23 protein-coding genes and 2 pseudogenes are annotated in these 24,320 nt (G+C 23.8%); 8 read left to right on the top strand and 17 right to left on the bottom strand.

Going from position 1 to position 24,320, the window contains the following annotated elements:
• A pseudogene (locus C7380_RS13545) lies at window positions 1-189 on the top strand (GNAT family N-acetyltransferase); the annotation flags it as partial.
• Window positions 190-232: 43 nt separating this feature from the next.
• Here C7380_RS13545 and C7380_RS08660 read toward each other — a convergent pair.
• From C7380_RS08660 to C7380_RS08610, 11 genes and pseudogenes are all read right to left on the bottom strand, one after another.
• On the bottom strand, window positions 233-1,279 hold the full coding sequence (locus C7380_RS08660) for a protein-glutamate methylesterase/protein-glutamine glutaminase (protein WP_206050571.1): 1,047 nt from the start codon (window positions 1,277-1,279) through the stop codon (window positions 233-235).
• A gap of 5 nt (window positions 1,280-1,284) precedes the next feature.
• The gene (locus tag C7380_RS08655; protein ID WP_240597564.1) at window positions 1,285-1,740 is read right to left on the bottom strand and encodes a chemotaxis protein CheD; all 456 of its coding nucleotides are present in this window, start codon (window positions 1,738-1,740) and stop codon (window positions 1,285-1,287) included.
• 15 nt (window positions 1,741-1,755) lie between these two features.
• Window positions 1,756-2,550, bottom strand: coding sequence for a CheR family methyltransferase (locus tag C7380_RS08650; protein WP_109605106.1), 795 nt, complete (start codon window positions 2,548-2,550; stop codon window positions 1,756-1,758).
• Between the two features lie 400 nt (window positions 2,551-2,950).
• Window positions 2,951-3,298, bottom strand: a pseudogene (locus tag C7380_RS13860) (methyl-accepting chemotaxis protein); the annotation flags it as partial.
• Between the two features lie 1,283 nt (window positions 3,299-4,581).
• Window positions 4,582-5,061, bottom strand: a complete 480-nt coding sequence (locus C7380_RS08640) for a chemotaxis protein CheW (protein ID WP_206050570.1) — start codon at window positions 5,059-5,061, stop codon at window positions 4,582-4,584.
• A 2-nt stretch (window positions 5,062-5,063) separates the two neighbouring features.
• Entirely contained in the window at window positions 5,064-6,905 is a 1,842-nt protein-coding gene (locus tag C7380_RS08635; protein ID WP_109605103.1) for a chemotaxis protein CheA, read from the bottom strand.
• 18 nt (window positions 6,906-6,923) lie between these two features.
• Window positions 6,924-7,286, bottom strand: a complete 363-nt coding sequence (locus C7380_RS08630; protein WP_109605102.1) for a response regulator — start codon at window positions 7,284-7,286, stop codon at window positions 6,924-6,926.
• 11 nt (window positions 7,287-7,297) lie between these two features.
• The gene (locus C7380_RS08625; RefSeq protein WP_109605101.1) at window positions 7,298-7,702 is read right to left on the bottom strand and encodes a response regulator; all 405 of its coding nucleotides are present in this window, start codon (window positions 7,700-7,702) and stop codon (window positions 7,298-7,300) included.
• Entirely contained in the window at window positions 7,699-9,093 is a 1,395-nt protein-coding gene (locus C7380_RS08620; RefSeq protein ID WP_109605100.1) for a PAS domain-containing sensor histidine kinase, read from the bottom strand. Before C7380_RS08620 ends, C7380_RS08625 begins: the two co-directional genes overlap by 4 nt.
• Entirely contained in the window at window positions 9,083-9,658 is a 576-nt protein-coding gene (locus C7380_RS08615; protein ID WP_109605099.1) for a hypothetical protein, read from the bottom strand. The genes C7380_RS08620 and C7380_RS08615 overlap by 11 nt, the downstream gene beginning before the upstream one ends.
• Window positions 9,659-9,679: 21 nt before the next feature.
• The gene (locus tag C7380_RS08610; protein WP_109605098.1) at window positions 9,680-9,994 is read right to left on the bottom strand and encodes a helix-turn-helix domain-containing protein; all 315 of its coding nucleotides are present in this window, start codon (window positions 9,992-9,994) and stop codon (window positions 9,680-9,682) included.
• 156 nt (window positions 9,995-10,150) lie between these two features.
• Between C7380_RS08610 and C7380_RS08605 the strand changes: the two genes are divergently transcribed.
• The 4 genes from C7380_RS08605 to C7380_RS08590 are packed head-to-tail and all read left to right on the top strand — an operon-like array spanning window position 10,151 to window position 12,945.
• Window positions 10,151-10,507, top strand: a complete 357-nt coding sequence (locus C7380_RS08605; protein ID WP_109605097.1) for a response regulator — start codon at window positions 10,151-10,153, stop codon at window positions 10,505-10,507.
• Between the two features lies 1 nt (window position 10,508).
• On the top strand, window positions 10,509-10,994 hold the full coding sequence (locus tag C7380_RS08600; protein ID WP_109605096.1) for a chemotaxis protein CheX: 486 nt from the start codon (window positions 10,509-10,511) through the stop codon (window positions 10,992-10,994).
• Window positions 10,994-11,434 (top strand): chemotaxis protein CheX, encoded by a 441-nt coding sequence (locus C7380_RS08595; RefSeq protein ID WP_109605095.1) that lies wholly within the window; start codon window positions 10,994-10,996, stop codon window positions 11,432-11,434. The genes C7380_RS08600 and C7380_RS08595 overlap by 1 nt, the downstream gene beginning before the upstream one ends.
• Window positions 11,435-11,442: 8 nt before the next feature.
• A complete protein-coding gene (locus C7380_RS08590; protein ID WP_109605094.1) occupies window positions 11,443-12,945 on the top strand; it encodes a sensor histidine kinase in 1,503 nt (500 codons plus the stop codon).
• On the opposite strand, the gene C7380_RS08585 is transcribed toward C7380_RS08590, so the two are convergent.
• The 5 genes from C7380_RS08585 to C7380_RS08565 form a co-directional block, all read right to left on the bottom strand.
• Window positions 12,938-13,618: a CPBP family intramembrane glutamic endopeptidase gene (locus C7380_RS08585; protein ID WP_206050569.1), complete on the bottom strand. Its 681-nt coding sequence runs from the start codon at window positions 13,616-13,618 to the stop codon at window positions 12,938-12,940. The two genes, C7380_RS08590 and C7380_RS08585, sit on opposite strands and share 8 nt — an antisense overlap.
• A complete protein-coding gene (locus tag C7380_RS08580; protein ID WP_109605093.1) occupies window positions 13,615-14,181 on the bottom strand; it encodes a xanthine phosphoribosyltransferase in 567 nt (188 codons plus the stop codon). The genes C7380_RS08585 and C7380_RS08580 overlap by 4 nt, the downstream gene beginning before the upstream one ends.
• Before the next feature lie 14 nt (window positions 14,182-14,195).
• Window positions 14,196-15,680, bottom strand: a complete 1,485-nt coding sequence (locus C7380_RS08575) for a GGDEF domain-containing protein (protein WP_109605092.1) — start codon at window positions 15,678-15,680, stop codon at window positions 14,196-14,198.
• Between the two features lie 139 nt (window positions 15,681-15,819).
• Entirely contained in the window at window positions 15,820-17,091 is a 1,272-nt protein-coding gene (locus C7380_RS08570; RefSeq protein WP_109605091.1) for a metallopeptidase TldD-related protein, read from the bottom strand.
• Complete coding sequence (locus C7380_RS08565) at window positions 17,088-18,506, bottom strand: TldD/PmbA family protein (RefSeq protein ID WP_109605090.1); 1,419 nt, start codon at window positions 18,504-18,506, stop codon at window positions 17,088-17,090. The genes C7380_RS08570 and C7380_RS08565 overlap by 4 nt, the downstream gene beginning before the upstream one ends.
• A 170-nt stretch (window positions 18,507-18,676) precedes the next feature.
• On the opposite strand from C7380_RS08565, the gene C7380_RS08560 reads away from it, so the two are divergent.
• Window positions 18,677-19,939, top strand: a complete 1,263-nt coding sequence (locus C7380_RS08560; protein ID WP_109605089.1) for a S41 family peptidase — start codon at window positions 18,677-18,679, stop codon at window positions 19,937-19,939.
• Window positions 19,940-20,196: 257 nt separating this feature from the next.
• A complete protein-coding gene (locus C7380_RS13680) occupies window positions 20,197-20,883 on the top strand; it encodes a hypothetical protein (protein WP_109605088.1) in 687 nt (228 codons plus the stop codon).
• Between the two features lie 6 nt (window positions 20,884-20,889).
• Here C7380_RS13680 and C7380_RS08550 read toward each other — a convergent pair whose 3' ends face one another.
• A complete protein-coding gene (locus tag C7380_RS08550) occupies window positions 20,890-21,777 on the bottom strand; it encodes an MBL fold metallo-hydrolase (RefSeq protein WP_109605087.1) in 888 nt (295 codons plus the stop codon).
• 194 nt (window positions 21,778-21,971) lie between these two features.
• Here C7380_RS08550 and C7380_RS08545 point away from each other — a divergent pair, with 194 nt between their 5' ends.
• On the top strand, window positions 21,972-24,311 hold the full coding sequence (locus tag C7380_RS08545) for a hybrid sensor histidine kinase/response regulator (RefSeq protein WP_109605086.1): 2,340 nt from the start codon (window positions 21,972-21,974) through the stop codon (window positions 24,309-24,311).
• Window positions 24,312-24,320 lie beyond the last annotated feature (9 nt).

The raw sequence follows: 24,320 nt of genomic DNA, 5'->3' as shown, positions 1-24,320 counted from the left end.
GATGAAGAATACAGAGGAAAAGGAATAGGGAAGGTATTATATTTACAAGCACTATATGAGTTAAAACATATGGGTTATGCTTATTGTATAATAGGCGGTGCTGGACCAATAGATTTTTATAAGAAACATTCTGATGCTTATGTCATAGAAAATTCTTCACCTGGAATATATGAAGGATTATTAAAATAAAACAAATGCTTGGCCACTATTATTTAAAAGCCAAGCATTTGTTTTATTTTAATCTATCTTTTTTTAAAACTCTTACTAAATAATCTGGCATTTCCTCTAAATCAAGTATTTTATCTGCTGCTTCTATTCTTATAGCTTCTCTTGGCATTCCAAAAACAACACATGATTTTTCGGATTGAGCTATAGTATATGCACCAGAGTTTCTCATTTCTAATAATCCCTCAGCTCCATCTTTTCCCATACCTGTCAATATTATACCTATAGCGTTTTTCCCTGCATATTTTGCAACTGAATAAAACATGACTTCAACAGACGGTCTTTGATGATATACTGGAGGTCCATCTTTTATTTGAACATAATATCTTGCACCATCTCTTTTTAAAATCATATGATAATTGCCAGGTGCAATTAAGACCTTTCCTGTTCTCAATAATTCTCCATCTTGGGCTTCAACTACTTCCAATTTTGATCTTTCATTTAAACTATTTGCAAAAGATTTTGTAAATGTTTGAGGCATATGCTGTGTAATTATTATTGGTGGCATATTTGAAGGTAATTGTCCTATCAAAAATCTTAAAGCTTGTGTTCCTCCTGTAGAAGCTCCTATTGCTATTATTTTATCTGTAGTTCTTATCATACTTTCTCTGATAACTTTGGAATTTTGTTTACTTTTATCATTTATTTTTTTACTAATACTAAATTTATATTTATGAGCAGCTTTTATTTTGTCTATTAATTGATTAAGCATTATATCAGTTGAATAAGAACCCCCTGGTTTTGAAATAACATCTACGGCACCAAGTTCTAAAGCTCTCATTGCATTTTCGCTTCTTTTTTCTGCCACGGAAGAATATATTATAACAGGCATAGGATAACTACTCATCAATTTTTCAAGGAAAGTTAGTCCATCCATTTTTGGCATCTCAATATCCAATATCAGAACATCTGGTTTTAGTTTTAATATTTTATCTCTTCCAGAATAAGGTTCTGGGGCTGTTCCAACTACTTCTATATCTCTTTCTTTTGACAAATTTTGTGATAATACTTTTCTAACCATTGCTGAATCATCTATAATAAGAACTTTTATCAATTAAATCACTTCCATTCTGATATATTATCAACAATATATTCCCCTGTATAATTATTAAATATAACTTTTTTACCTCTATTTCCTCCAGTATAATTTTTTAATATCTCTATATTTAAGTCTTTTAATATTTTAAATGCTATTTTTACGTTTTCATTACTAATATAAGGACTTAATTCTTGATTATTACTTCCTCCTGATACATTTGCTATTATATTATTTTTATCAGAATCATGTTTTATCATTATTTTATATAATTGTATTATTGCTTTTTCTCCTATTTTACTATCTGGTATTTTAGTATGTTTAAATTCATGGGGATACATATAATGATTCATTCCACCCCACTTATTTTTAAAATCCCACATAGCAATTGAAACACAAGAACCAAGAACGGTAGATATTTTATATGGTTCTTCAGAAAAAAATATCACCCCAGGTTTAACAAAAAAAGTATTTATCACTTCCAATTAAATCACCTACATTGCCGAATAAATAGTTGGTTTCATATATTTAAATTCTTTTTTCTTATCAGATAAACTTTCAGAATGACCGATTATCATAAGTCCATTTTTTACTAATGCCTTGTGAAATTTATTTGATAGATTTGCTCTCGTATCATAATCAAAATAAATCATTACATTTCTACAAAAGATAATATCAAATTTATGTTTAAAAGGAAATTTATTCATCAGATTAAAATATCTAAATGTAACCATATTATATATTTCATCGTTTAATCTAAAACTTTTATTATCTTTTGTAAAATATTTATTCAAATAATATACTGGAACATCAAGAGTAATCGTTGAAGGATAGGTTCTTTGCATGGCTTTTTGAAGAACATTAGTAGATATATCAGTTGCCAATATTTTTATAATTATATTGGGATTTAAGATTTCTTTTAAAACCATTCCTACAGTATAAGCCTCTTCTCCTGTAGAACATCCCGCACTCCAAACTCTTATTTCTTTACTTAAATTAATTCTTTTGTTTAAATTTAAAAATGTACTCATATAACTCTTTAAAAAATTAAAATGATTTATTTCTCTAAAAAAATTAGTTTTATTAGTGGTCATTTCATTCAAAAATTCTATCAATAATTTCTTATCTACAAATATTCTGTTATAAAAACTTTCGAAAGAGGTTATTGCATATCTATTCATTAGTTTTTTTATTCTCGCTTCTAATAAAACTTTTTTATTTTCATTATAATCTATTCCAAGATTTTCATAAATATAATCTCTGAATTTACTAAAAATCAAATTGTTCATATTTTATACAATCTCCTTTTATTTAAATAGGCCTCTTATAGAGGCCTATGATCTAAAAATCTCCAGTATCATCATCGAGAGGAATTATTTTTTCAGGATTAACTATTTCTGTTTTATTCTTTTTATCTTCAGAGATGTTTTTCTTCTTATTTATATTATTATTTTTTGGCTTACTTATATTTTTATAATTTGATTTATTTTTAATTTCATTTCCTTTATACTCAGAACTTCCATATACAAGTTTAACAAGATCTATAACTACTTCTTCCATACTAACTGCTTGAGAACTCAGTTCTTCAGAAGATGATGCTGATTCTTCAGCATTTGAAGCTATTTGTTGTGTTACTTGATCCATTTGACTTATAGCTTTATTTATTTGCATTATTCCTTGAGATTGTTCTTGACTGGCTGCTGCTATTTCATCCATTAATTCCTTAACTTTTTTAGATTGATCTGTTATTGATTCGAGAGATTCTTTAACTTTTTCAGAAGTCATTACACCTTCTTCAGATAATTTAATATTCTTTTCTATCATTTCTGATGTATCTCTTGCAGCTTTTGCAGATCTTTGAGCAAGGTTCCTTACTTCTTCTGCTACAACAGCAAATCCTTGTCCTGCTTCTCCAGCACGTGCGGCTTCAACTGCTGCATTCAGTGCAAGTATATTAGTTTGAAAAGCTATTTCATCTATTACTTTTATTATTTTACTTATTTCATCACTTGAATCTTTAAGTTTTACCATAGCATTCATCATGTTTTTCATTTGACTAAAACCATCTAATGATGATTCATTAGCTTTTTCAGAAAGTATTGCTGCTTGTTTAGTATTTTCATTATTTTGTGCAACCATAGATGATGATTCTTCTAAAGTTGACGAAGTTTCTTCTAATGATGCCGCTTGTTCTGCACTACCTTCAGCAAGTTGTTGACTCGCAGCTGAAAGCTCTTCAGAGGCTGAAGCAAGTTCTTGAGAGCTATGGTTTAAAAGTTCAACAATTCTTTTTACAGGTTTCGTAATACTTAAAATTATCGTTACAGCAAGAATTATACCTATTATTATAGATATTATTAAGCCTATTAATGTCGTACCAGTTGATGTATTTAATGTTTCAACCGTATTATTAGCAATATCTTTTGCCGATCTTATACCTGCATTATTAACATCTGTTATTTCTTTTAACAATGAATCTATTATTTTTTCTCTATTTGTTTTTATTTTGCTAAGATTTTCGTATAAATTTGCAAGTTCTAAAGTTTGAACCTCATAAGCTTTTAATGAAGTATCTATCTTATTTAGTTGAGTTATATTTTCTTGTCTATTAGTTTCTTTTTTTATTTCTTCTATTATTTTATACATATCTGAAAATCTATTTGTAACCTTTCTCAATTCTTGAGCATCTTTTGTCAATTGAGCCTTTATAGAAGCTATTCTCATTTCATTGGATGCATCTATTATATTATTTATCCAAGTAACTTTTAAAAGTCTACTCTTCAAAACTTCTGGAGATTCCAAATTTTTAATATCTTCTTCTGTCGCCTTATTTTGAGACTCTAAATATAACATCGCATTATTTAAAAATTCATCAGATGCCTTCAATGAAGTATCTCTTATTCTATCTATACCTTCAAAAGTATTATTTGTTTCTTGCATAAGAATTTCATATTCTGATATAAGTTCATCTACAGATTTTAAATTTTCTCTTAAAATCTTTAAACTTTCATATTTTTCACTTAAAGTATTAAGTTCTTCAATATAAATCTTTAACTCTTTTAATTCATTTTTTGCCCTATTAAAATATGTATAATCACCACTTAATGCAAATCCCCTCATTTCATAAGCCAATCTTTGAGAATAATAAGCAGAATTTGAACCACTTGAAACTTCTTCCATATATTCATCATTTAAAGTAATTGCCAAGTCTGTAACTTTATTCATATTAAATATTGTAAATATTCCTATCACACTTGAAATTATTAAAATAATTACAAACCCTAAAGTGATTTTAGTTGATAATTTAAGATTTTTAAACATCATTCTTCCCTCCCGAGATCTTTTATAAGATTTTTCTCGTCCACACTAAGAACTTTGTTTATGTCTATAAGCATTATTACTTTTTCTTTATATTTAGCCATTCCAATTAAAAATTCATCCTGTATCTTCAAACCATATTCAGGAGGAGATTCTATAGATTCTTCAGTAAGGGTTATTACTTCTGAAACATCATCAACTATTAAACCCATAAGTTTTTGATTATCACCATTAAAAATTTCAACTACTATAATACATGTTCTTTCAGTATAAGTTTTTTCTTTCATCTCAAACTTTATTCGAAGATCTACCACAGGTATGACTTTTCCTCTTAAGTTTATTATTCCTTTGACATAATTAGGTGTTCTTGGAACCCTTGTTATATTCATCATGCCTATTATTGTTTTAACTGAACAAACAGATATTCCAAAGATTTCTTCATCGAGTTTAAAAGTTAGTTTTTTTAAATCAATATCAGACAACTTTATTCACCACCTTCAAGTTTAAATAAACTTTCAACATCTATAATTAAAGAAACATTTCCATCCCCCAAAATAGATGCACCAGAAAAGTAATCAAGACTACCAATTTCCTTTCCAAGTGGTTTTACTACTATTTCTTGACGCCCTTCAATATTTTTAACCGGTAAAGCTTTCATATTATTATCGAGTTCTAATATAACGATTAAATCATTATCATAAGATTTATTTGAATTAAAAATAATATTGGTAGGAATTATAGGAATAATTTTATTTCTATATTTTATGAAGTTTTTATTTCCTTTATAACTAATCCAATTTGCTGAGGTAGGCTGAAGAATTTTTTTAATATAAATCGTAGGTATAATATATTTCTCATTTAAAATTTCTATTATCGTTCCATTCATAGCTGCAAGATTTATAGGTATCTTTAAAATGAATGTACATCCCTTATCTCTTTCATTTTGAATATTTATTTTTCCACCTATTCTTGAAAGTTCTGTTTTTACCACATCCATACCAACACCTCGACCAGAAATATTATTAGCCTTTTCAAGTGTTGAAAACCCTGGTAAGTATATAAATTCAAGAATTTCATCTTCTGAATATTCTTTCTCTTCGTCAATGAGTTTTTTATCCATAGCTTTTTTATATATTAACTCTGAATTAAGCCCTTTTCCATCATCTGAAACTTCTATATAAACATTTCCTCTATTAGAATATGCTTTTAATGAAACTATTCCTTTTGAATTTTTTCCTTTTTTTATTCTTTCTTCCGAATCTTCTATACCATGAGAAATAGAATTTTTTATCATATGTATTAAAGGATCTAAAATTTTCTCTGCTACAGCTTTATCTATTTCCGTACTTTCACCAGAAATTTTAAAATCGACCTCTTTTTTTAAAGTATTTATTGTATCTCTTGCAATCCTTGTGATTTTTTGGAAAGTAGATTTTAGTGGAACCATTTGCATTGACATGGTGATATTTTGTATATCTTTTGTAAGTTTAAGCATTCTGTTTACATTTATTTGTGTATTCTGGCCTATATCATTCAATATCATAAAATCTTGATTAACCTGAGACTCTATTATCATTAGCTCTCCAACTAAATTCAATAAATTTTCTATTTTTGGTGCGGGTACTCTGATATAATCATCTACAAGAATATTTGTTTTTAATTCTTTTTTTTGACTTCTGAGTGCATTTAAAACGGTTTTTGTATCTGCCTTTTTTTCTTTTATTAATATTTCACCTATTTTTTTATTGGCTATTTCGGGATTACTTTTTTGTTCTTCTAATATTTTTTCAATCTCTTCTTTAGATACTGCTCCCATCTCTTCAAGAATTTCACCTATTTTTTTATCAGAAATTTTTACTTCTTTTGGTATGAAATCACTTTGAGTGAAATTTCTCAATAATTCTATATGATTCTTACCTTTTTTAATAAAGTCTTTATCATAAATATTCCTAACATTTTCAATTATATTTTTTATTATGTCAGTTGATATTAAAAACAAATCTATGAGTTCTTTTTGTATAAATATATCTTTTTTTCTAGCTTTATCCAAAAGAGTCTCTGTTTCATGAGCTATGCTCACAAGAAAAGCAATATCTACAAAACCAGCAAGACCTTTTATAGTATGAAAAGATCTAAAAATACTGTTTATTATTTCTTCATTTTCTTTGTCATTTTCTAAATCCAAAAGACCTCTTTCTATGTTTTCAAGATGATCTCTCGCTTCAACAACAAAATCTTCCCACATTTCTTCATCAAATTCTTCTTCTTTTATTATTTCATTCTTATCATCTAATAATGATTCAATAATTTTTTTTTCTTCCTCCATCAGAATCCCCCCTAAGGGTTAAATTATCATCAAAAGTCTGAGTTTTTTTAAAAGAATTTCATTTTTAAATGGTTTTTGTATAAAATGTTTTATCCCTATATCTTTTGCCGTATTCATAAGTTCGTCATCTCCCATAGCCGAAAGCATAAGAACTTTTGCACTTATATTAGATGAATATATCCTTCTAGCTGTTTCTATACCATCCATAACGGGCATAGTAACATCTAAAGTTATTAAATCTGGATTGAGTTCATTTATTTTTTGTAATCCTTCAAGTCCATTTCTTGCATGTCCAACAACTTCAAATTCTGTATCTTTAAGAGCTTTCAAAATTGATTTATATATAAAAGGAGAATCATCTATAACCAAAACTTTTGGCATTAAACTTCACCTCACAAAGAATTTTTAAATGTATTTTTCCATCTTATTATTTTTTTTATATTTGATTCCAATATTTCATTAAGAGATTCAAAATCAAAAGGTTTTGTAAGATAATCATCTGCACCAAATTCAAGAGCATTTAATACTTTGTCCATCGTTGAATTTGCTGTTATTATTATTACCTGTACTAATTTATTTAATTCTTTAATCTTTTGTAATAATTCAAAAGGATCCATGCCCGGCATAACTATATCAAGAAATACAAAATGATAAATACTGTTTTCTATCATTTGATCTGCTATATCAGCGTTTTCTGCTGTATCAACTATGAGATTATCAAATTTATTTTCGAAATATTCTTTTAAAAGATTTCTTATATCTTTTTCATCATCAACTATCAATATTCTTATATTCATATACTCCCCTCCGCTTGAAATTTTGGAATCACTAAAGTAAAAGTAGTTCCACTATTCCTTTTTGAAATAACTGAAAGCTTTATATTATGGCTTGAACAAACAGTACTTACAAAAAACAACCCATATCCAAGACCAGATTTTGTTTTTGTTGTGTAAAATGGTTTAAATATATTTTTTAAAATTTTTTCATCCATTCCTTCACCATTATCAGAAACCTTTACTATTAGTTTATCTCTAAATTCAAAAGTAGTAATTTTAACCCAACCTTTATTTTTTCTTGTTCTATTTATAGCATCTATAGCATTTGAAATTAAATTTACAAAAACTAAAACTAATTTATTAAAATCGCCTTGAATATCATAATCCTCATAATTTAAATCTATTATTATACTTACATTACTTGGTTTTTTAGGATTAATGAAATCTATGGCTGTGTTTATAAGTTTTTTTAATCCAAAAGTAGTTATAGTTGCATTTTGTTTTAAAGCCCCTCTAAATATTTCTGTTATTTCTTTTATCCTCATAAGAGAACTTTTTATATTAATTATTCTTTCTACATAATCAACTTTTTTTGAAATTAAAATATCACTCTGAAGCATAGCAACTGCTAATGGATTATTTATCTCATGGAGCATTCCTATCATCATCTGCCCAGCCATAGAAAATTTTTCAGAATCGAGTAAATTAACATCATACATTTTAGATTTTTCAAACTCCGAATAAAAAGTTACATAAAGTTTTACAAAATTCAAATAAGTTAAAAGCATTAGTTTTACTTCCATAGAAGTAGAACTATTGGATACATAATTAAAGTTTATATCATCATCCACCATATTTATTGTAAAATTAGACTCTATTTCTTTTTTATTATTTTCACCATAAACTATTAATTTATCTCCTTTTTGAACTTTTAAATATTTAAGAATATTAAGACTATATATTCTCTCAGCTGTACTAATTATAAAATCCCATGGTTTTTGTTTTTCAAGAAGCATAAATTCAAGAGAATTAAAAAGATATTGTCTCGTTTCAATTTCATCTTTGATTGATTTTATATCATTGTTTAATAAATCTTTTCTTATTAATTCGGGAATATTTTGATGAATTTCCAACATAAAATAATCCTCTTCATCAAAAGGTTTTATATTCATATAAAAATAATCTTTTACATCTGGAAAAATTTTATTGTTTTTTCTGCTTTTCAAAAAAATCGGATATGATTTTTTCAATACATCTTTTATTATTAAATTATAGTTATCAGATATTATAGTAAATATATTTTCAACCTCGCCAAAAAATCTGTCAAAAGAATCATTTGAAAAAATTACATTCCCCTTTGAATCTACAATACAAATACTAATCATTAAATTATTTAAAATACTATAATTCACCGTAGAACTCCTCCATCTTAGTTTTTAGGGAGAAAAAAGAATTACTATCACAGGATAATAATAAATATGATCTAAAAATTTTTTCATCTAAAATTTCAAAATCTATATAAAATATAATAAAATTAATTTTTTTAAGTTTTTTAAGATTTATATTTTTATCTAAATTATAAATTGGGGATAATTCATAATTTATATCAATATTTAAATAATCTTTTATGTATGAAACTATATTTCCAATAATTATATTTCCAATAATCGAAAATGAATCTATTAAATTCAAATATGAAAAAAATGATAAGTCATAATTAAGCATATTTATATAGGATAATAAGTTTATAAGTTTCTCTTCCTGAAAAATAAAATCTATATTATACAAATTTTCTTTCCATTTTATAATTTGACCGATTTTTATATTATTTTCAACAAAAAATTCTAAGTCTTTATCTAACATATTAATTTTAAGATTTATATTATTTTTTGTATATCCTCTTATTAAATCATTGGAATTATTTATTGAATTACATAAAAGTTTGGATAATGTTATTAAAAAGTCCTTATTATCCATATAAAAACCTCCGATTAATTATCATTTATTACGTATACCAAAAAAATCAACAAACATTTTTTGTTTATCATGTTTAAAAGAAAATTCTTCTTCAATTTCAAAAATTTTAAATAAAAATTCTTTATAATCTTTATTCAAAGAATAATAAACTTTCTTGGGGCCATCATCAAATCTATTTAAAATACCATAGTTTACTAATTCCCCAAGTGAAGATTTAGTACTTCCAGCACCAGAATTTAATATTTCCTTTATTTCTGTAAATCTTAATCTTTCATATTCTTTAAATAATTTTAATATTTTTATTTTTAGTTCTGTACCAAATATTTCTTCTAACACCGATTGTCACCTCTATTCTATAATATTTGCATAAAACAAAAAATTATGATAAAATTTAATTAATTCTAAAAAAAGAACATTATATTCTAATATAGGAATAAAAAAATTATATAACTTTTATTAAAATATGTCAAGTCTAAAAAAGAAGGTGATAGAATGAATATTTTAGTAGTTGAAGATGATCCTATTGCTATAGAAATAATAAATGAAATTCTAAAAAAATTCTCTAATGTTACAATTGCAAAAGATGGCGAAGAAGGGTTATTAGAATACAAAAAATCTTTATTAAACAAAGAATTTGATAAAGTTTTTTTAGATCTCATGCTTCCAGAATTAAATGGTATAGATCTATTAAAAGAAATCAATAAAATCAAAAAAAATTGTAAGGTATATGTAATGTCAGCTATTGATGATGAAACAATAAAAAAAGAAGTTTTAGAAATTGGATGTAATGGTTATATTTTGAAACCCATTATCACAGAAAAAATAAAAAAAATAATGGAAGAGGGATAATATGGAAAACATTGAGAAAAGCTTTTTAATACATTTCATAAATGGTCTTGCAAATACTTATAATGAATATATGGAAAAATTTCCTGAATTACTTGGATTAAAAAATAATGATGATCATGATTATGATTCATCTGAAAAAGTTACTGTAAATGTAGGTTTTGCTGGGAAATTTTCTGGTAATATGACTATATCTTTTGATAAAAAAGTAGTTTTCAAAATGTATGAAATAATTAATGAAGAAAATATATCTAATGTAGATGATGAAGTATTATTCATGATTTCAGAATTTGGTAATATGATCGCTGGAAATGCAATAACTATAATTAATAATAAAAATAAAGGATATGATTTAAGACTTTCTCCACCTGGAGTAATGTATGGTGAAACTATGAAAATATTTAATTTCAATCAAAGTAATTATAGATCTATATTCAAAACTGACAATGGATCGATAGTACTAAATATATCCATTAAGGAGGAATTTTAATGGACTATATAAAAAATTTATATAAATCTTTGGAAAAAAATACTGATTTAATAGGGTTAAATATATCAAACCCTGTTTTTTCTAAATCAAGTTATCATACAATAGAAAGTGATAATTTTATAATAGTTGGAATAGCTGGAAAAACTAATGGTATAATAACTTTAGAACTCGATGAAAAAACTTTAGATTATTTTTCAGAATCTATGATTCCAGATGAGAGTATGAGATCCGATTATATGACAATGTCTGCTATAAGTGAATTTTTAAATATGGTTTCAGGAAATTTCTTAATTCTTTCAAATTTGAATGATTCAGAACTTACGCCTCCAATTTCAGCAACGGGAAAAAATATAAAAGCTATACTGAATAATTTTGAAACTAAAAGAATATACTTTTCTACTGAAGGTTCCGAGGCTGTATTGAGTTTGAGTTTAAGATAGGTGATTTAATGAAAAAAAACTTAGTAGAAAAAATAAACTTCATATTAAATGAATTAAAAAAATTTAATTATATAACCGATAAATCTTCTTTATTAAAAAAATCTTTTAAAATATTATCTGAAGAATTTGAAAAATCTGATTATGGTTTAGTTTTTGAAATCATTGAAGGGAAATATAAAATTCTTGATAATATAGGTCCTCAAAGTAAAAAAATTGAAGTAATTAAAAATATGGCTGAAAATAATAATAAAACAGTTTATATAAATATAATAGTAAATAATAAAAATATTGGTGGTATAGCCTTTTGTATATCAGAAGAATCTAAAAAAGTCTTTAATGATTATGATATTGAACTTTTAAATTTATTTAAAACATCCTTAGAAATTCTTTTAGAGAAATCCAAAAATGAAAAAATAAAACATTATGAATATATGGATGAAAAACTCAAACATATATTGTACAGTATTTCTAATGATTTTAATATAACTGTTGAAAATACTGGAAAAATCTTAGAAGTATCAAAATCTTGTAAACTACATCTTGGATATGATAGGAAAGAAATGATTGGGCAGAATCTCTTAGATTTTGTTTCAGAAAAAGATTTTGAAATAAGCAAAAAAATTTTTTTTAGTATAGATAAAAATAGAATAAGTAGAAACTTTAGTTTTAGAAATAGATTAATTTCAAAAGATAATTATGAAATTTGGTTGGCGTGGAACTGGTTCAATGATTTAGATCAAAATAAAATTTATATGGTGGCAATAAATATAAATAAAGAAATGGAAATATATGAGAATATTGCCAAAACAAAAAAGCTTTCAGAAGAAACACTAAAAGCAAAAATGGGTTTTCTTTCTGTGGTAAGTCATGAAATAAAAACTCCTTTAACTGGTATTATAGGAGCTTTAGATATAGTTAAAGAAACAGAACTCGATGAAAAACAAAAAAAATTTATTGATATAGCTTATAATTCATCAGAATATCTATTAGAACAAGTATCTAATATTTTATTAACTTCCAAAATCGAAGGTGAATATACAAAATTAAATTTAGAATTTCATGAACTCAATAAAATAATAGAAGAAAGTTTTGAAAAATTCGATTCAAAAACATATGAAAAAAATATTTCTTTAAAATTAGATTTAAAAAATACAGAAAATATTAAAATAAGAATAGATAAACCTAAACTCATAATAATACTGAACAATATAATAGATAATGCAATAAAATTTACTCCTGAAGGATCTATAAAAATCTTGACTTCTAAAAATGAAGATTCATATACAATAGAAATTATAGATACTGGTATTGGTATTCCTGATAAATACAAATCACTTATTTTTGATAAATTCTATCAAGTGGATCAAACTGATACAAGAATAAATAAAGGAACTGGATTAGGTTTATCTATAGTAAATAACTATATAAAAATATTAAATGGAAAGATAAAAGTATTTGATAATAGTCCCAAAGGAACTATATTCAAAATATATTTAAATAAATTCATTTAAATAATTTTTTCTTCTTTAAATAAACAGCCATTATATTAATGCCATCTATCAAATTATGAACAATAATAGTGTATAAAATACTTTCAGAAATTTGAAACCCATACCCAAGAATTAAAGAAGCTATCAATCTTGAAGGCATCATACTGAGGAAAGCTTTAATTGATTCTTGTTTAAAAAAAACATTAAATAAATGAAAAAACATAAAAATAAAAGATGCTAAAATAGTAGAATATTCTAAAATAAAAAAATTTCCTTTAATGTACAATGAAATATAACTTTGTAAAAAGCCTCTAAATATAGTTTCTTCAACTATTCCAACTATAAAAAATAAATAAATAAACATCCATTTATCCTCAAAATTAAAATACCTAATATGATAAAAATCTTCTTTTTTTAAAAAAATTGCAGATGAAGAGGATATAACAATTAAAGGTATTCCTAAATAAACAATAAATTTAATTCCATAATCAATATTACCTGCAACAAAACCCGCTTCTTGAAATGATAGTGGACTTAAAAATATTATAAAAAATAATATTATCATCTCCAATGGAAAAATGACGGTTTTAACTTTAAAAACCGTCATTTTAAATTTATTCAATAAATAATTTGAAATTTTATGTATGAAAAAAAAATACATAATAAAGACACTTAAAGAAATTATATCCCTCATCTAAACTTAACTTCTCCATCCAAGCTATCTATTACAGCTAAAGACTTTAAATTTATACCTAATTCTCTAAGCTTTTTACCACCAGGTTGAAATCCTTTTTCTATAACTATTCCAACCCCAGATAAATTTGAATTTGATTGTTTTACAATATCTATTAACCCTAAAGCTGCTTTTCCCATAGCGAGAAAATCATCTATAATTAATACATTTTCATCTTCTTTTAAATATTTTTTAGAAACTCTTATAATATATTCTTTTGATTTTGTATAAGAAAATACTTTAGATTCGAAAGTTTCTTTATCTAAATTTCTTGATTCAGTTTTTTTTGCAAAGACTAAAGGAACTCCAAATTCTTTTGCAACAAAAGAACCTATGGCTATACCAGATGCCTCTATTGTCAAAATTTTATCGATTTTTTGTTTTTTAAATAATTTAAAAAATTCTTTTCCTATTTCACTCAAAAGTTCCACATCAATTTGATGATTTAAAAAAGAATCTACCTTCAAAATATTTCCTTCACCTACAAATCCATCTTTAATTATTCTTTCTTTTAATAACTGCATTTAATTCCTCCATACTATTGTTTATCTTTATTTGTATTCTTATCTTTATACATATCAAAATCTGATTTTTTTAATAATTCTTTTATTGTTTGGCCATCTTCTGGATAATAAGCTATACCAACACTTGTAGATATATCAAAGAATTTATCTTTTAGCTTTATAGGATTCTTAAACATATTTTTTATTTTTTCTCTCATAATATCTTTATTACTTTCATCAAAATTTTTTAATATAACAATAAACTCATCTCCACCAAGTCTTGCAACAAAATCTTCCTCTTTAAAACCATGCATCAATCTCTGTCCAACAAGTTTTAATATTTTATCACCAATTTCATGTCCATAATTATCATTTATATCTTTAAAATTATTTAGATCAAGAAATAAAATTGCCATATTTTCTCTATTTCTTTTGATTTCCTTTTTATAATATTCAAATTTTTTTTCAAACATTTTTCTATTAGGAAGTTCTGTTAAATGATCAGTATATGCCAAAGATTCGAGTTTTTCCATAAGTCTATATATCATATAAGAAAAAAACATGAATAATACAGATATTACAAGTATATCTAATACATATCTCTTTTTTAAATCATTTATTTTAAAATTAAGCTTCATTTCATCATAGACCAACTCTATAATATAAGAATTCCACCAATCAAACTCTGTTTCATTATAATTAAATATTGGTATAAACTTATGTTCACGTAGAACTTTTTTATCTTCTTCAATACTATGTATGACTTCTTTTTTAGTTTTTACAACCTCAAATATACTTGATAAAATATCAATATTTATATTAGTATTATAATTTTCAATATCTTTATTTGTAGTTTGTAAAATCCCTGCATCTGTTCCATCTTCATTTATTCTATATATATTTATATTTTTAACAACATTATAATCATCTTTAAGTTTCTCAATAGTTGAAAAAATATCCATATCTTTAAATTCCGGATACTTTTCAAAAATATTTATGCTCAATTCAATCAAATACTTTTTATCATAAGTACCCAAATAACTGTATTTTCTCAATATTTTATCTTTTATGGATAAATCAAGTCTATCAGTTACAAAAATTCCAGACTCCATTCTTTCTCTAAGAAGGTTCGAAAAAGCTTTATATTTAGAAAAATTAAGACCTATATCTTTTTCAACTGAGGAATTAATAATTTCAAGATTTTCATCGATGATATAAAAATCAAAGTCTCCAATATAATCTTTTATTTCTTCATTATTCCAATCCAAAATATTAGGATTATCTCTATATAAATCCACCAAATAATTAGAATTTTTTTTCATCGATTCATTTAATGTTTTTTCTGTAACTTTTGCTGATATATTAGCATATTTTATAATATCCTTTAAATTTGTTTCAACTATTCTTTTTTGAGTATTAAATTCAGAAATAACAATATCTTTAGTATTTAAATAATTATTAAAAGAAGATATTAAAAAAAGAATAAAAATTAAAATTACCAAAGTATATCTCCATTTCATTTTAAAACCTCCGGCATAAAAAGTTATTATTTTAATTTTATAATATTTTTAATGACTTTATGTTACAAAATTAACTCTTTTGAACTTAAATGTTATATATTTAAAAAATAAGGCGTATTGTACAAAACAATCCGCCTGTTTAAAAACTTATATTAACATTAAATAATTTTAATGATTTAGGACCTATAAAATTATTAAGTTGATTAACTTCTTTAGAAAAATTAAAAGTACTTTCGTTTTCTTTCACATTTCCAGATATCGATCCTCCAGAAAATGCTAATATTGAAGAACCATCAAAATACCTTGCAAGTCTTATTTCTCCACCAAAATCACCAGTGATATAATCTACTTGAAAATCTGAAAATTCCATTATTTCAATATAATTAGACTTTCTAAGATCTATATTATTATATTTTCCACCTTTAACTTCAAAATTATATGCAAATCCAGTTGGTTCTATTCCTAAATAATAAGAATATCTACTATCTCCCCATATATTTATCAATTTTCCCTCATTTATAATGTTTTTATCTTCAAAGAGAACTCCATCTTCATCAAAATTATTTGAAAAAGTTGAATTTTTCATATCAGAAATTAAATTTAAATTAATCAAATCACCTTTTTCACTTGTTTTTTGTACAAAATCATTTATTTTATAATTAGAATAATCTTTATATATATAATCTGCTGAACATTTTTGAATATAATATTCAAAAAATTCCTTTACATCATTTTCATTTATAATCACTGGAACATTATTTATAGATACTATATTTTTACAATGAGATCTTGATTTAGCATTTAAAATTTTATCTTTAATTCTATTACTTATAAATCCCTCTTTATAATCAGAAAATTCTATGAAATCATTTATTTCTACTTCTTCATCACCTTTATATGTAATAACATAATCTATTTGTATTATTGAGTTTAAAGAACTCAATTCAACCCCTTTAGAATTAATAACTCTTTCTTCTACATTTTTTATAAATATTTCAGATGAATTAATAAAGAAATTTATATCTTCATAATCAATATAAATTTCATCATAAATTTTTTTTAAAATATCATTAAAATCAACTATTTTTCCATTATTAAAATTCCCTTTATTATTTTCAATCAAAGGAAAATAATCATTTTCAACATACTTCAAATTATTTATCTCATTGTTCAAAAGTTCCTCTATTTCTTTTTCATTCATTGTAGGCTCTATATTAAAAGAAACAAAAGATAATTTTTTACCTTCCAAATACTTATATATAGTCAAAGTATATTCTTCAAAAACAACTCTTCTGTTCATATCCATATTTTTCTCTAAGAAAAAAAATTCTCTCGAATCTTCTTTATAAACATTTAACTTCCAATTTTCCACATTCTTTTTAGCTAAAATATTTTTTAGTTTTTCTATCATCCTAATCTCACCTTCGTTTTTATATAAGGTCCACCAGACGAAACTTTAACTCTTTCTTTATAACCTTTACCACAATATCCAGTTCCAAACATATCAAAATCTTTTGAAATCATAGTTATATTTTTTAAAAGTTCTGGGACATATCCACTTATAATAACTGGAGAATAAAAATTATCAGTTAATTCACCATCTTTTATTTCTTGTGCCGAAAGTAACATACATTGTATTCCCCAATTTTTTGGATCTTCCATTCCACTAATTTCATCTAATAATAAATAACCTTTTTTTATACTTTTGATCATATTTTCAAGTGTATCTTTGCCAGATGAAAAAAATGTATTAGTCATCCTTGAATAAGCTTTTCTTTTATAACTTTCTCTTTTTCCATTTCCGGTTGATAAAGTATTAAGTTTCAAAGCAGTTAATTGATCAGAAATCCCATTTTTCAAAACTCCATTATCTATTATTTTTGTATCATTTCCCAAAACACCTTCATCATCAAACAAATAAGAAGACACTTGCTTTACAGATTTAACACCATCATACATATTCACAATATTTGAAGCCACATATTTATTAATATATTCCGAAGCTTTTGCTCTCTTTTTTACAAACATATCCATTTCAACACCATGACCAAAAGCTTCATGAGCTATCAAACCTGATATCTCAGGAGAACATATGACTTCATAAATTCCAGGTTCTATTTTTTTAGAATTTAGAATACTTTCTGTATGATTTAAACAATAATCTAAATCATTTTCCATTTCAGAAACAATTTCTAAACCTTTTTGACCAGAATATCCATAATAAGCTACTTTTATATCTTCACCTTTTTTCATAACAGGTATTTGATAACCTTGGCTCCAAATATAAGATTGTTTTAAAAATTTCTTATCAGATAAAAAAAGCTTAGAGTTTCTTACCCATTCAACATTTATAGTCATATCTATTAAATTTTTAGATTTATTAAAAGACTTTTCATAAATAGACTTAAATCTTTTTAAAATTTCTTCCTCTTTTTTTAAAAAACTTGAAGAAACTTCATCAAAAAAGTCTTTTTTCAAATACTCTTCATTAATAAGTGGATAATTATTAACTTGAAATCCTTTTGAAAACTCTCGTGCATATACCAATTCTCTATCTATAATACCTATTATTTCATAAACATGTTTATCTAAATTATTGATTGAAACTTCTGTATAAAAACTCCCATTATATACACGAAAAACAAATCCTCTTTCATTCCAATTTGAATCACTTATATCAAAACCCGTTTTACTGAAAGTAAAATTCTTACCTTTAATATCATTTCCAAGAACAGATGCATATTTATATTTTTTATTTAAAATATCCAATATTTCTTTTAATTTTTCAATCTGATCATCCAAATAATTTGAAAATAAAACTCTCAAAAAATCACTTCCTTTATATCTTTTTTATTTTATTATAACAAATATCTCTTATTATTCAAAATAACAAAACATTTTAGAAATATTATTTTAACTTTTTGTTATTATAAAAAACTAATTATATTGTATAATAGTGTTATAGTAATGTATTACAAAACAGGGAGGAGATTTAATTGAAACAAAAAATTTTAATCACACTATTTACACTATTGATAACAGTCATATCTTTTACAAATAGTTTAGAAAATGAAAAATGGATTGAAGATTTAAATTATTTAAAAACAGAGCTTCCAAAACTACATAAAAATCTTTTTTATAAAATAAGTGAAAAAGAATTTAATTCTTACATAGATGAATTATCTTCAAATATAAATAAAATGAATAATAAAGATGTTTTACTTTCTTTAGACATTCTATTCACAAAAATAGGTGATGCTCATACAGGAATATCTTATTCTTATTCAAATGAATTTGATTCCTTTTACCCTTTTGATATAATGGAGTTCGAAGAAGGATTTATTGTTGTTGACTCTTCAAAAGAGTATGAAGATATAATAGGTTCTAAACTCATAGCTATAAATGGATTTTCAATTGATTATATAAAAAATCAACTTTCAAAAATAATCCCACATGAAAATGAAGCCGCTTTAATAAAAGCATTGCCCCAAAATATTATTTTTCCAGACAAATTAAAATATTTAAATATAATCGAAAATAAAGATAAAACATTTTTTTTATTTGAAAAAAACGGGGAATTAATTTTAAAAAAAATACTTTCCGAAAAAATATCTAATAGAAAAAATATTCAATATTCAATTATAAAATATAAACCAAATTTTTTAAATAAATATAATAATTCTTTTTTTGATTATATTTATTTTGAAGACTCTAAAATAATGTATTTTGTTTATAATCAATGTTATAGCGTTGAAGTATATGATAAATATCCAGATCCAAGAATTAATAGAGAACAATTACCTTCATTTGAAAAAATTGTGGGTAATATGTTAGATATTATACAAGAAAACGATGTAGAAAAATTTGTGATAGATATGAGAAATAATCCAGGTGGTAGCTCTTCTATGGGAACAAATTTAGCTAAAATAATTGGAGACTTCGATAAATTAAAAGACAATGTATATGTTGTAATTGGCAGAAGGACTTTCTCATCAGCAATTATAAATACTTTAGATTTTAAAAAATATGCTAATGCTAAAATAATTGGAGTTGCAACATCTGGAAAACCTAATCATTTTGGAGAAATAAAAAGTTTTGAACTTCCAAACACAAAGTATAAAATATTTTATTCCACAAAATATTTTAAATTTCTAAATGATGATCCCGATTCAATATATCCTGATATAGAAATAAAAATGTCTTTAAATGATTTTTTAAATGGAGAAGACACGATTTTTAAATTCATAAAAAATAATTAATAAAAATATATATAAATGCATGGTTTCTATTTTAGATTAACCATGCATTTCTTTTATTATCTAAGTACTATTTAGTAAATACATATTTTTCTTGTATATTTATTATATTTTATGATTGCTATTGAATAAATTATTCTTATTCTATAAACAATGATATAATAAATTAAATATTTTTATATTATTTTAACTAATTTGAGTTGATATCATCAATATAATTTGATATTATTTTTTTATATTGTCTTAAGGAGTATAAAATTATGAAAATTTATGTAATCACTTATGATTTATTTATGATTTTACTATATATTTTTAATATAATCTTCAATTATATTGCATATAAAAAAACTAATGAAAAATTTTTTAAAATGTTTTCATCACTTTTTTTGGTAATGATATCAATTACATTTATTAATTTTATAAATGATATATTTTATTCATCTTCAATATGGTTTAACTCGATGAAGTTTTACTATACTATAGGAACTATATTTATATCTTTAATAATATACCTGATGAGATATTTATCTTTTTATTTTTTTGGTGACTATTTTCATAAAAGAGAAAAAATTTTATATTTAATATTAATGAGTGGTGCAATATTTATAAATTATTATTTTTCAGATGAATTTATATTTTCTTTAACAGATTTATTTTTATATTTATTTGCTATATATATATTATTTTCAAGATATAGATTCATAGATAATTTAGAGTTTTCGAATACTGCTAAAAAAATAATCAAAATTTCTTTTATATTCATTATTTTTTCTATCATATTTGTATATATTGAAGAATGGAATTCTCTTGTATATGATAATTTCTATATTATCTTTATAAATAATACTTTTAAAAATAGAAATATTTCTACCGAAATTATATATTGGTATATTTCAATTATAAATATAATATTTACATACAAATATTTAAGAGAGTTCGAAGAATGAACTCTCTTACTTTTTATAAAAATATAATTTTCCTTCTTGAATAGACACTTCTATTTCTTCTTCATTTATTAAAAAGTTTAAATATGCACTAATTGCACAAAAATCAACATAATAACCTTTATAATCTACTTCTAAATCATGTAATATTAAAAATTCTTGAAGTATATCTTCTCTTGTCATCGGTTGAGAACATATTTCAATTATTTCTTTATTTATTTTATCTATATTTTTTAAGTTTTCTTCTATTGTTTCCATAAAATCATTTTTATCGAGTATTTTTTCTGAATGGCTTATAACAAAATAATCAGCATCTATTTCTTTCATCTTCAAAATACTATCTACTCTTTGTTCAATATTTAAAAGATAAGTTAAAGGATATTTTTCTAAAGTATCTTTTGAAAAAATACTATCCCCCATAAAACATACTCTATCATTAGTTAATATTGCAATATCTCCATTTGTATGACCTGGAAAAAGAAATATTTGAAATTTTTCATCATTTATTTTAATCATTTCTTCATTCAAAACATAGTCTATTTTTGAACCATTTTTTATTTTCATTTTTTTTGATGGATATGCAGATGATGAAATTATTTGATGATAAACAGGATTTTCAATAAAAATTTTTTCTTCATTAGAACTAAAAAATTCAATTCCTGGATAATTTTCTTTAAAATAATTATTTCCACCACAATGATCTGTATGAGAATGTGTATTTATAACATACTTAGGATGAAGATTATTATTTATTAAAATATCTTCTATCTTCTTAGCCGCATATTTATTTATTCCAGTGTCTACCAAAAGAACATTTTTATTCTTAAAAATATAGATACCTATATTTGTTGGGGCATCTATATAATGGGTACTTCTATTTATTTTATTCAATTTCATATTATTTCTCCTTTCTATGTTTCAATATTTCAATTATACTTTATTATTTTTTTTATTAATGAATAATTTAATTAAGTTTCTTTTAATTAAATTATCAATCGTTTTATTTTTTACAATTTATCACGTTATAATTTATTCGATATAAACAATTATTTTTTTATTATTAAATTAAATAATTTTGGTGGTGATCATTAATGCAAAATAATGATGATTTTGAGAAAATGAAAAAAGAACTCGAACTTAGAATAAAATTTGAAGATGTAATAACTCAAATATCAAATTCTTTTATAGATATTCCTTATGAAAAAATAAACCAAAATATAGATTTATCTTTAAAAAAAATAGGAAAGTTTACTAAATCTGATAGATGTTATATTTTTATGTTTAAGGATAAATTAAAAATACTTGATAATACACATGAATGGTGTGAAAAAAAAATAAATCCTCAAATACAGAATTTAAAAGATATTCCCGCCGAAATAATTCCTTGGTGGGTCAATAAGGTTTTAAAAAGAGAACATATATACATATATGATGTGAATAAATTGCCTGATGAAGCCGAATTAGAAAGAAATCTTTTATCCGAACAAGATATTTTTTCTCTTGTTGTTGTTCCAATGATCATAGAAGATAAAATAATTGGATTTTTAGGTCTTGATAGTGTAAAAAAATATAATGAATGGTCAAATGAATCCATAAAACTTTTAAAATTTGCAGCACAAATTTTATCTAATGCCATAAACAGATATGAAAAAGAAAAAAAGATTCAAGATGAAAGAAAATTTGCAATGACTATAATGGAAAATATGGGACAAGGACTTGCTATAACTGATGTAACCGGCAAAATAATATATGCAAATAAATCAATAGCTGATATGCTTGGTTATGAACAAAAACATATTATAGGAAAAAGACCTTTTGATTTCGTTGAAGGATCTTATATAAATTCTATGCAAAAAAATATAAAAAAAAGAAAAATAAATGTAAAAAGCCAGTATGAAACAGCTTTAATATCAAACAATGGTGAAATTAAAGGCGTTATAATAAATGCTGTCCCCAGAGTTGAAGATGGAAAATTTGCAGGGTCTATTTCTGTAATAACAGATTTAACTCAACAAAAATTAATTCAAAAAAAATTAGAAGATTCTTTGGAATATTATGAAAAAGCAAATAAAATGAAATCTGAATTTCTTGCAAATGTATCTCATGAAATAAGAACTCCATTAAATGGAATAATAGGCTTTTTAGATCTCTTGAAAAATACTGATCCCAATATAGAGCAATTGAATTATATTTCAAATGCTCAAAATTCTTCAAGACATTTATTAAACCTTTTAAATGATTTAATAGATTATTCTTCATTAGATAATAATCTTATGAAATTTAATGAGATAGGTTTTAATTTTTCTGTATTATCAAATAGAATTAAAGAAAGCTTTAAACCTTTAATAGAAAAAAAGAATTTAGAATTTATATATGACATAAATATGCAAAATAAATATCATCTTGGAGATCCTGTAAGAATACGTCAAATAATAGAAAATTTGTTAAATAATGCTTTTAAATTTACAGATTCCGGATATATAAAACTTAAAATAAATGAAAGTGAAGGTTATTTCAATATAATAATTGAAGATACAGGAATAGGTATAGATGAAGAAAAACAAGACAAATTATTTAAATCTTTTACTCAAGCTGAAGGATATATTTCAAGAAAGTATGGTGGTACGGGGTTAGGATTATCTATAATTAAAAAAATATTAGAAAATATGGAAAAAGGTGATATAAGTTTTGAAAGTAAAAAAAATAAAGGTACAAAATTTATAGTTAATTTCAGATTACAAATATTTGATACAAAAAAATTTAATTTGAATAATTATAAATTGATGATAATAGATGATTCAAAATCAAATCTATATGTAGCAAAATCATTATTTAACAGCTTTAATATTTCAGTAGATATTTTCGAAGATGAAAAAAATGTTATAGAAACCTTTGAAAATACAGATTATGATGCTATTCTTATAGATATAAATTTAAGTAATATTTCTGGTGTACAAATAATGAAAGATATTAAAAAATCTAAAAAATTCAAAGAATTTCCAATTCCTTTAATAGCTTTCACTGGAGAATCCAATCCACAAATATTAAATAATTTATTAGATGATGGTTTTGATTCTTATATAATAAAACCTTTGGACAGGATAAAAATAAAAGAACTTTTTAAATTGAAGCAAAATAAAAAAGTAAAGTTTAACCTTTCTTATTTAGAAGAAATATTTAAAGATAATCCAGAAGATATGAAAATACTTATAAAAAGAATTAAAGAAGAATCTTCAAAAATCATCTTTGAATTATTAAACAATGAAGAAAATGAAAAAACTCATGAAAAAATACATCGTCTTAAAGGAACTTTATCTAATTTAAATAGTAAAGAAATAAATGATATTTTTATTGACATAAAAAAAACCAATTCTTTCGAAGAAAAAAAAGATTATTTGAATTTGATATCAAAAATAATAGAAGAACTTTAAAGTTCTTCT

Source organism: Oceanotoga teriensis (assembly GCF_003148465.1).
GTDB classification, from domain to species: Bacteria; Thermotogota; Thermotogae; order Petrotogales; family Petrotogaceae; genus Oceanotoga; species Oceanotoga teriensis.
This window is presented reverse-complemented; position numbering and strand designations above follow the sequence as displayed.

Bases quoted from the DNA above. Each gene is read 5' to 3' on its own strand.
- C7380_RS08650 (WP_109605106.1), bottom strand. From the start codon at position 2,550: ATGAACAATTTGATTTTTAGTAAATTCAGAGATTATATTTATGAAAAT.
- C7380_RS08635 (WP_109605103.1), bottom strand. From the start codon at position 6,905: ATGGAGGAAGAAAAAAAAATTATTGAATCATTATTAGATGATAAGAAT.
- C7380_RS08630 (WP_109605102.1), bottom strand. From the start codon at position 7,286: ATGCCAAAAGTTTTGGTTATAGATGATTCTCCTTTTATATATAAATCA.
- C7380_RS08625 (WP_109605101.1), bottom strand. From the start codon at position 7,702: ATGAATATAAGAATATTGATAGTTGATGATGAAAAAGATATAAGAAAT.
- C7380_RS08615 (WP_109605099.1), bottom strand. From the start codon at position 9,658: ATGGATAATAAGGACTTTTTAATAACATTATCCAAACTTTTATGTAAT.
- C7380_RS08605 (WP_109605097.1), top strand. From the start codon at position 10,151: ATGAATATTTTAGTAGTTGAAGATGATCCTATTGCTATAGAAATAATA.
- C7380_RS08600 (WP_109605096.1), top strand. From the start codon at position 10,509: ATGGAAAACATTGAGAAAAGCTTTTTAATACATTTCATAAATGGTCTT.
- C7380_RS08595 (WP_109605095.1), top strand. From the start codon at position 10,994: ATGGACTATATAAAAAATTTATATAAATCTTTGGAAAAAAATACTGAT.
- C7380_RS08590 (WP_109605094.1), top strand. From the start codon at position 11,443: ATGAAAAAAAACTTAGTAGAAAAAATAAACTTCATATTAAATGAATTA.
- C7380_RS08585 (WP_206050569.1), bottom strand. From the start codon at position 13,618: ATGAGGGATATAATTTCTTTAAGTGTCTTTATTATGTATTTTTTTTTC.
- C7380_RS08580 (WP_109605093.1), bottom strand. From the start codon at position 14,181: ATGCAGTTATTAAAAGAAAGAATAATTAAAGATGGATTTGTAGGTGAA.
- C7380_RS08575 (WP_109605092.1), bottom strand. From the start codon at position 15,680: ATGAAATGGAGATATACTTTGGTAATTTTAATTTTTATTCTTTTTTTA.
- C7380_RS08570 (WP_109605091.1), bottom strand. From the start codon at position 17,091: ATGATAGAAAAACTAAAAAATATTTTAGCTAAAAAGAATGTGGAAAAT.
- C7380_RS13680 (WP_109605088.1), top strand. From the start codon at position 20,197: ATGAAAATTTATGTAATCACTTATGATTTATTTATGATTTTACTATAT.
- C7380_RS08550 (WP_109605087.1), bottom strand. From the start codon at position 21,777: ATGAAATTGAATAAAATAAATAGAAGTACCCATTATATAGATGCCCCA.
- C7380_RS08545 (WP_109605086.1), top strand. From the start codon at position 21,972: ATGCAAAATAATGATGATTTTGAGAAAATGAAAAAAGAACTCGAACTT.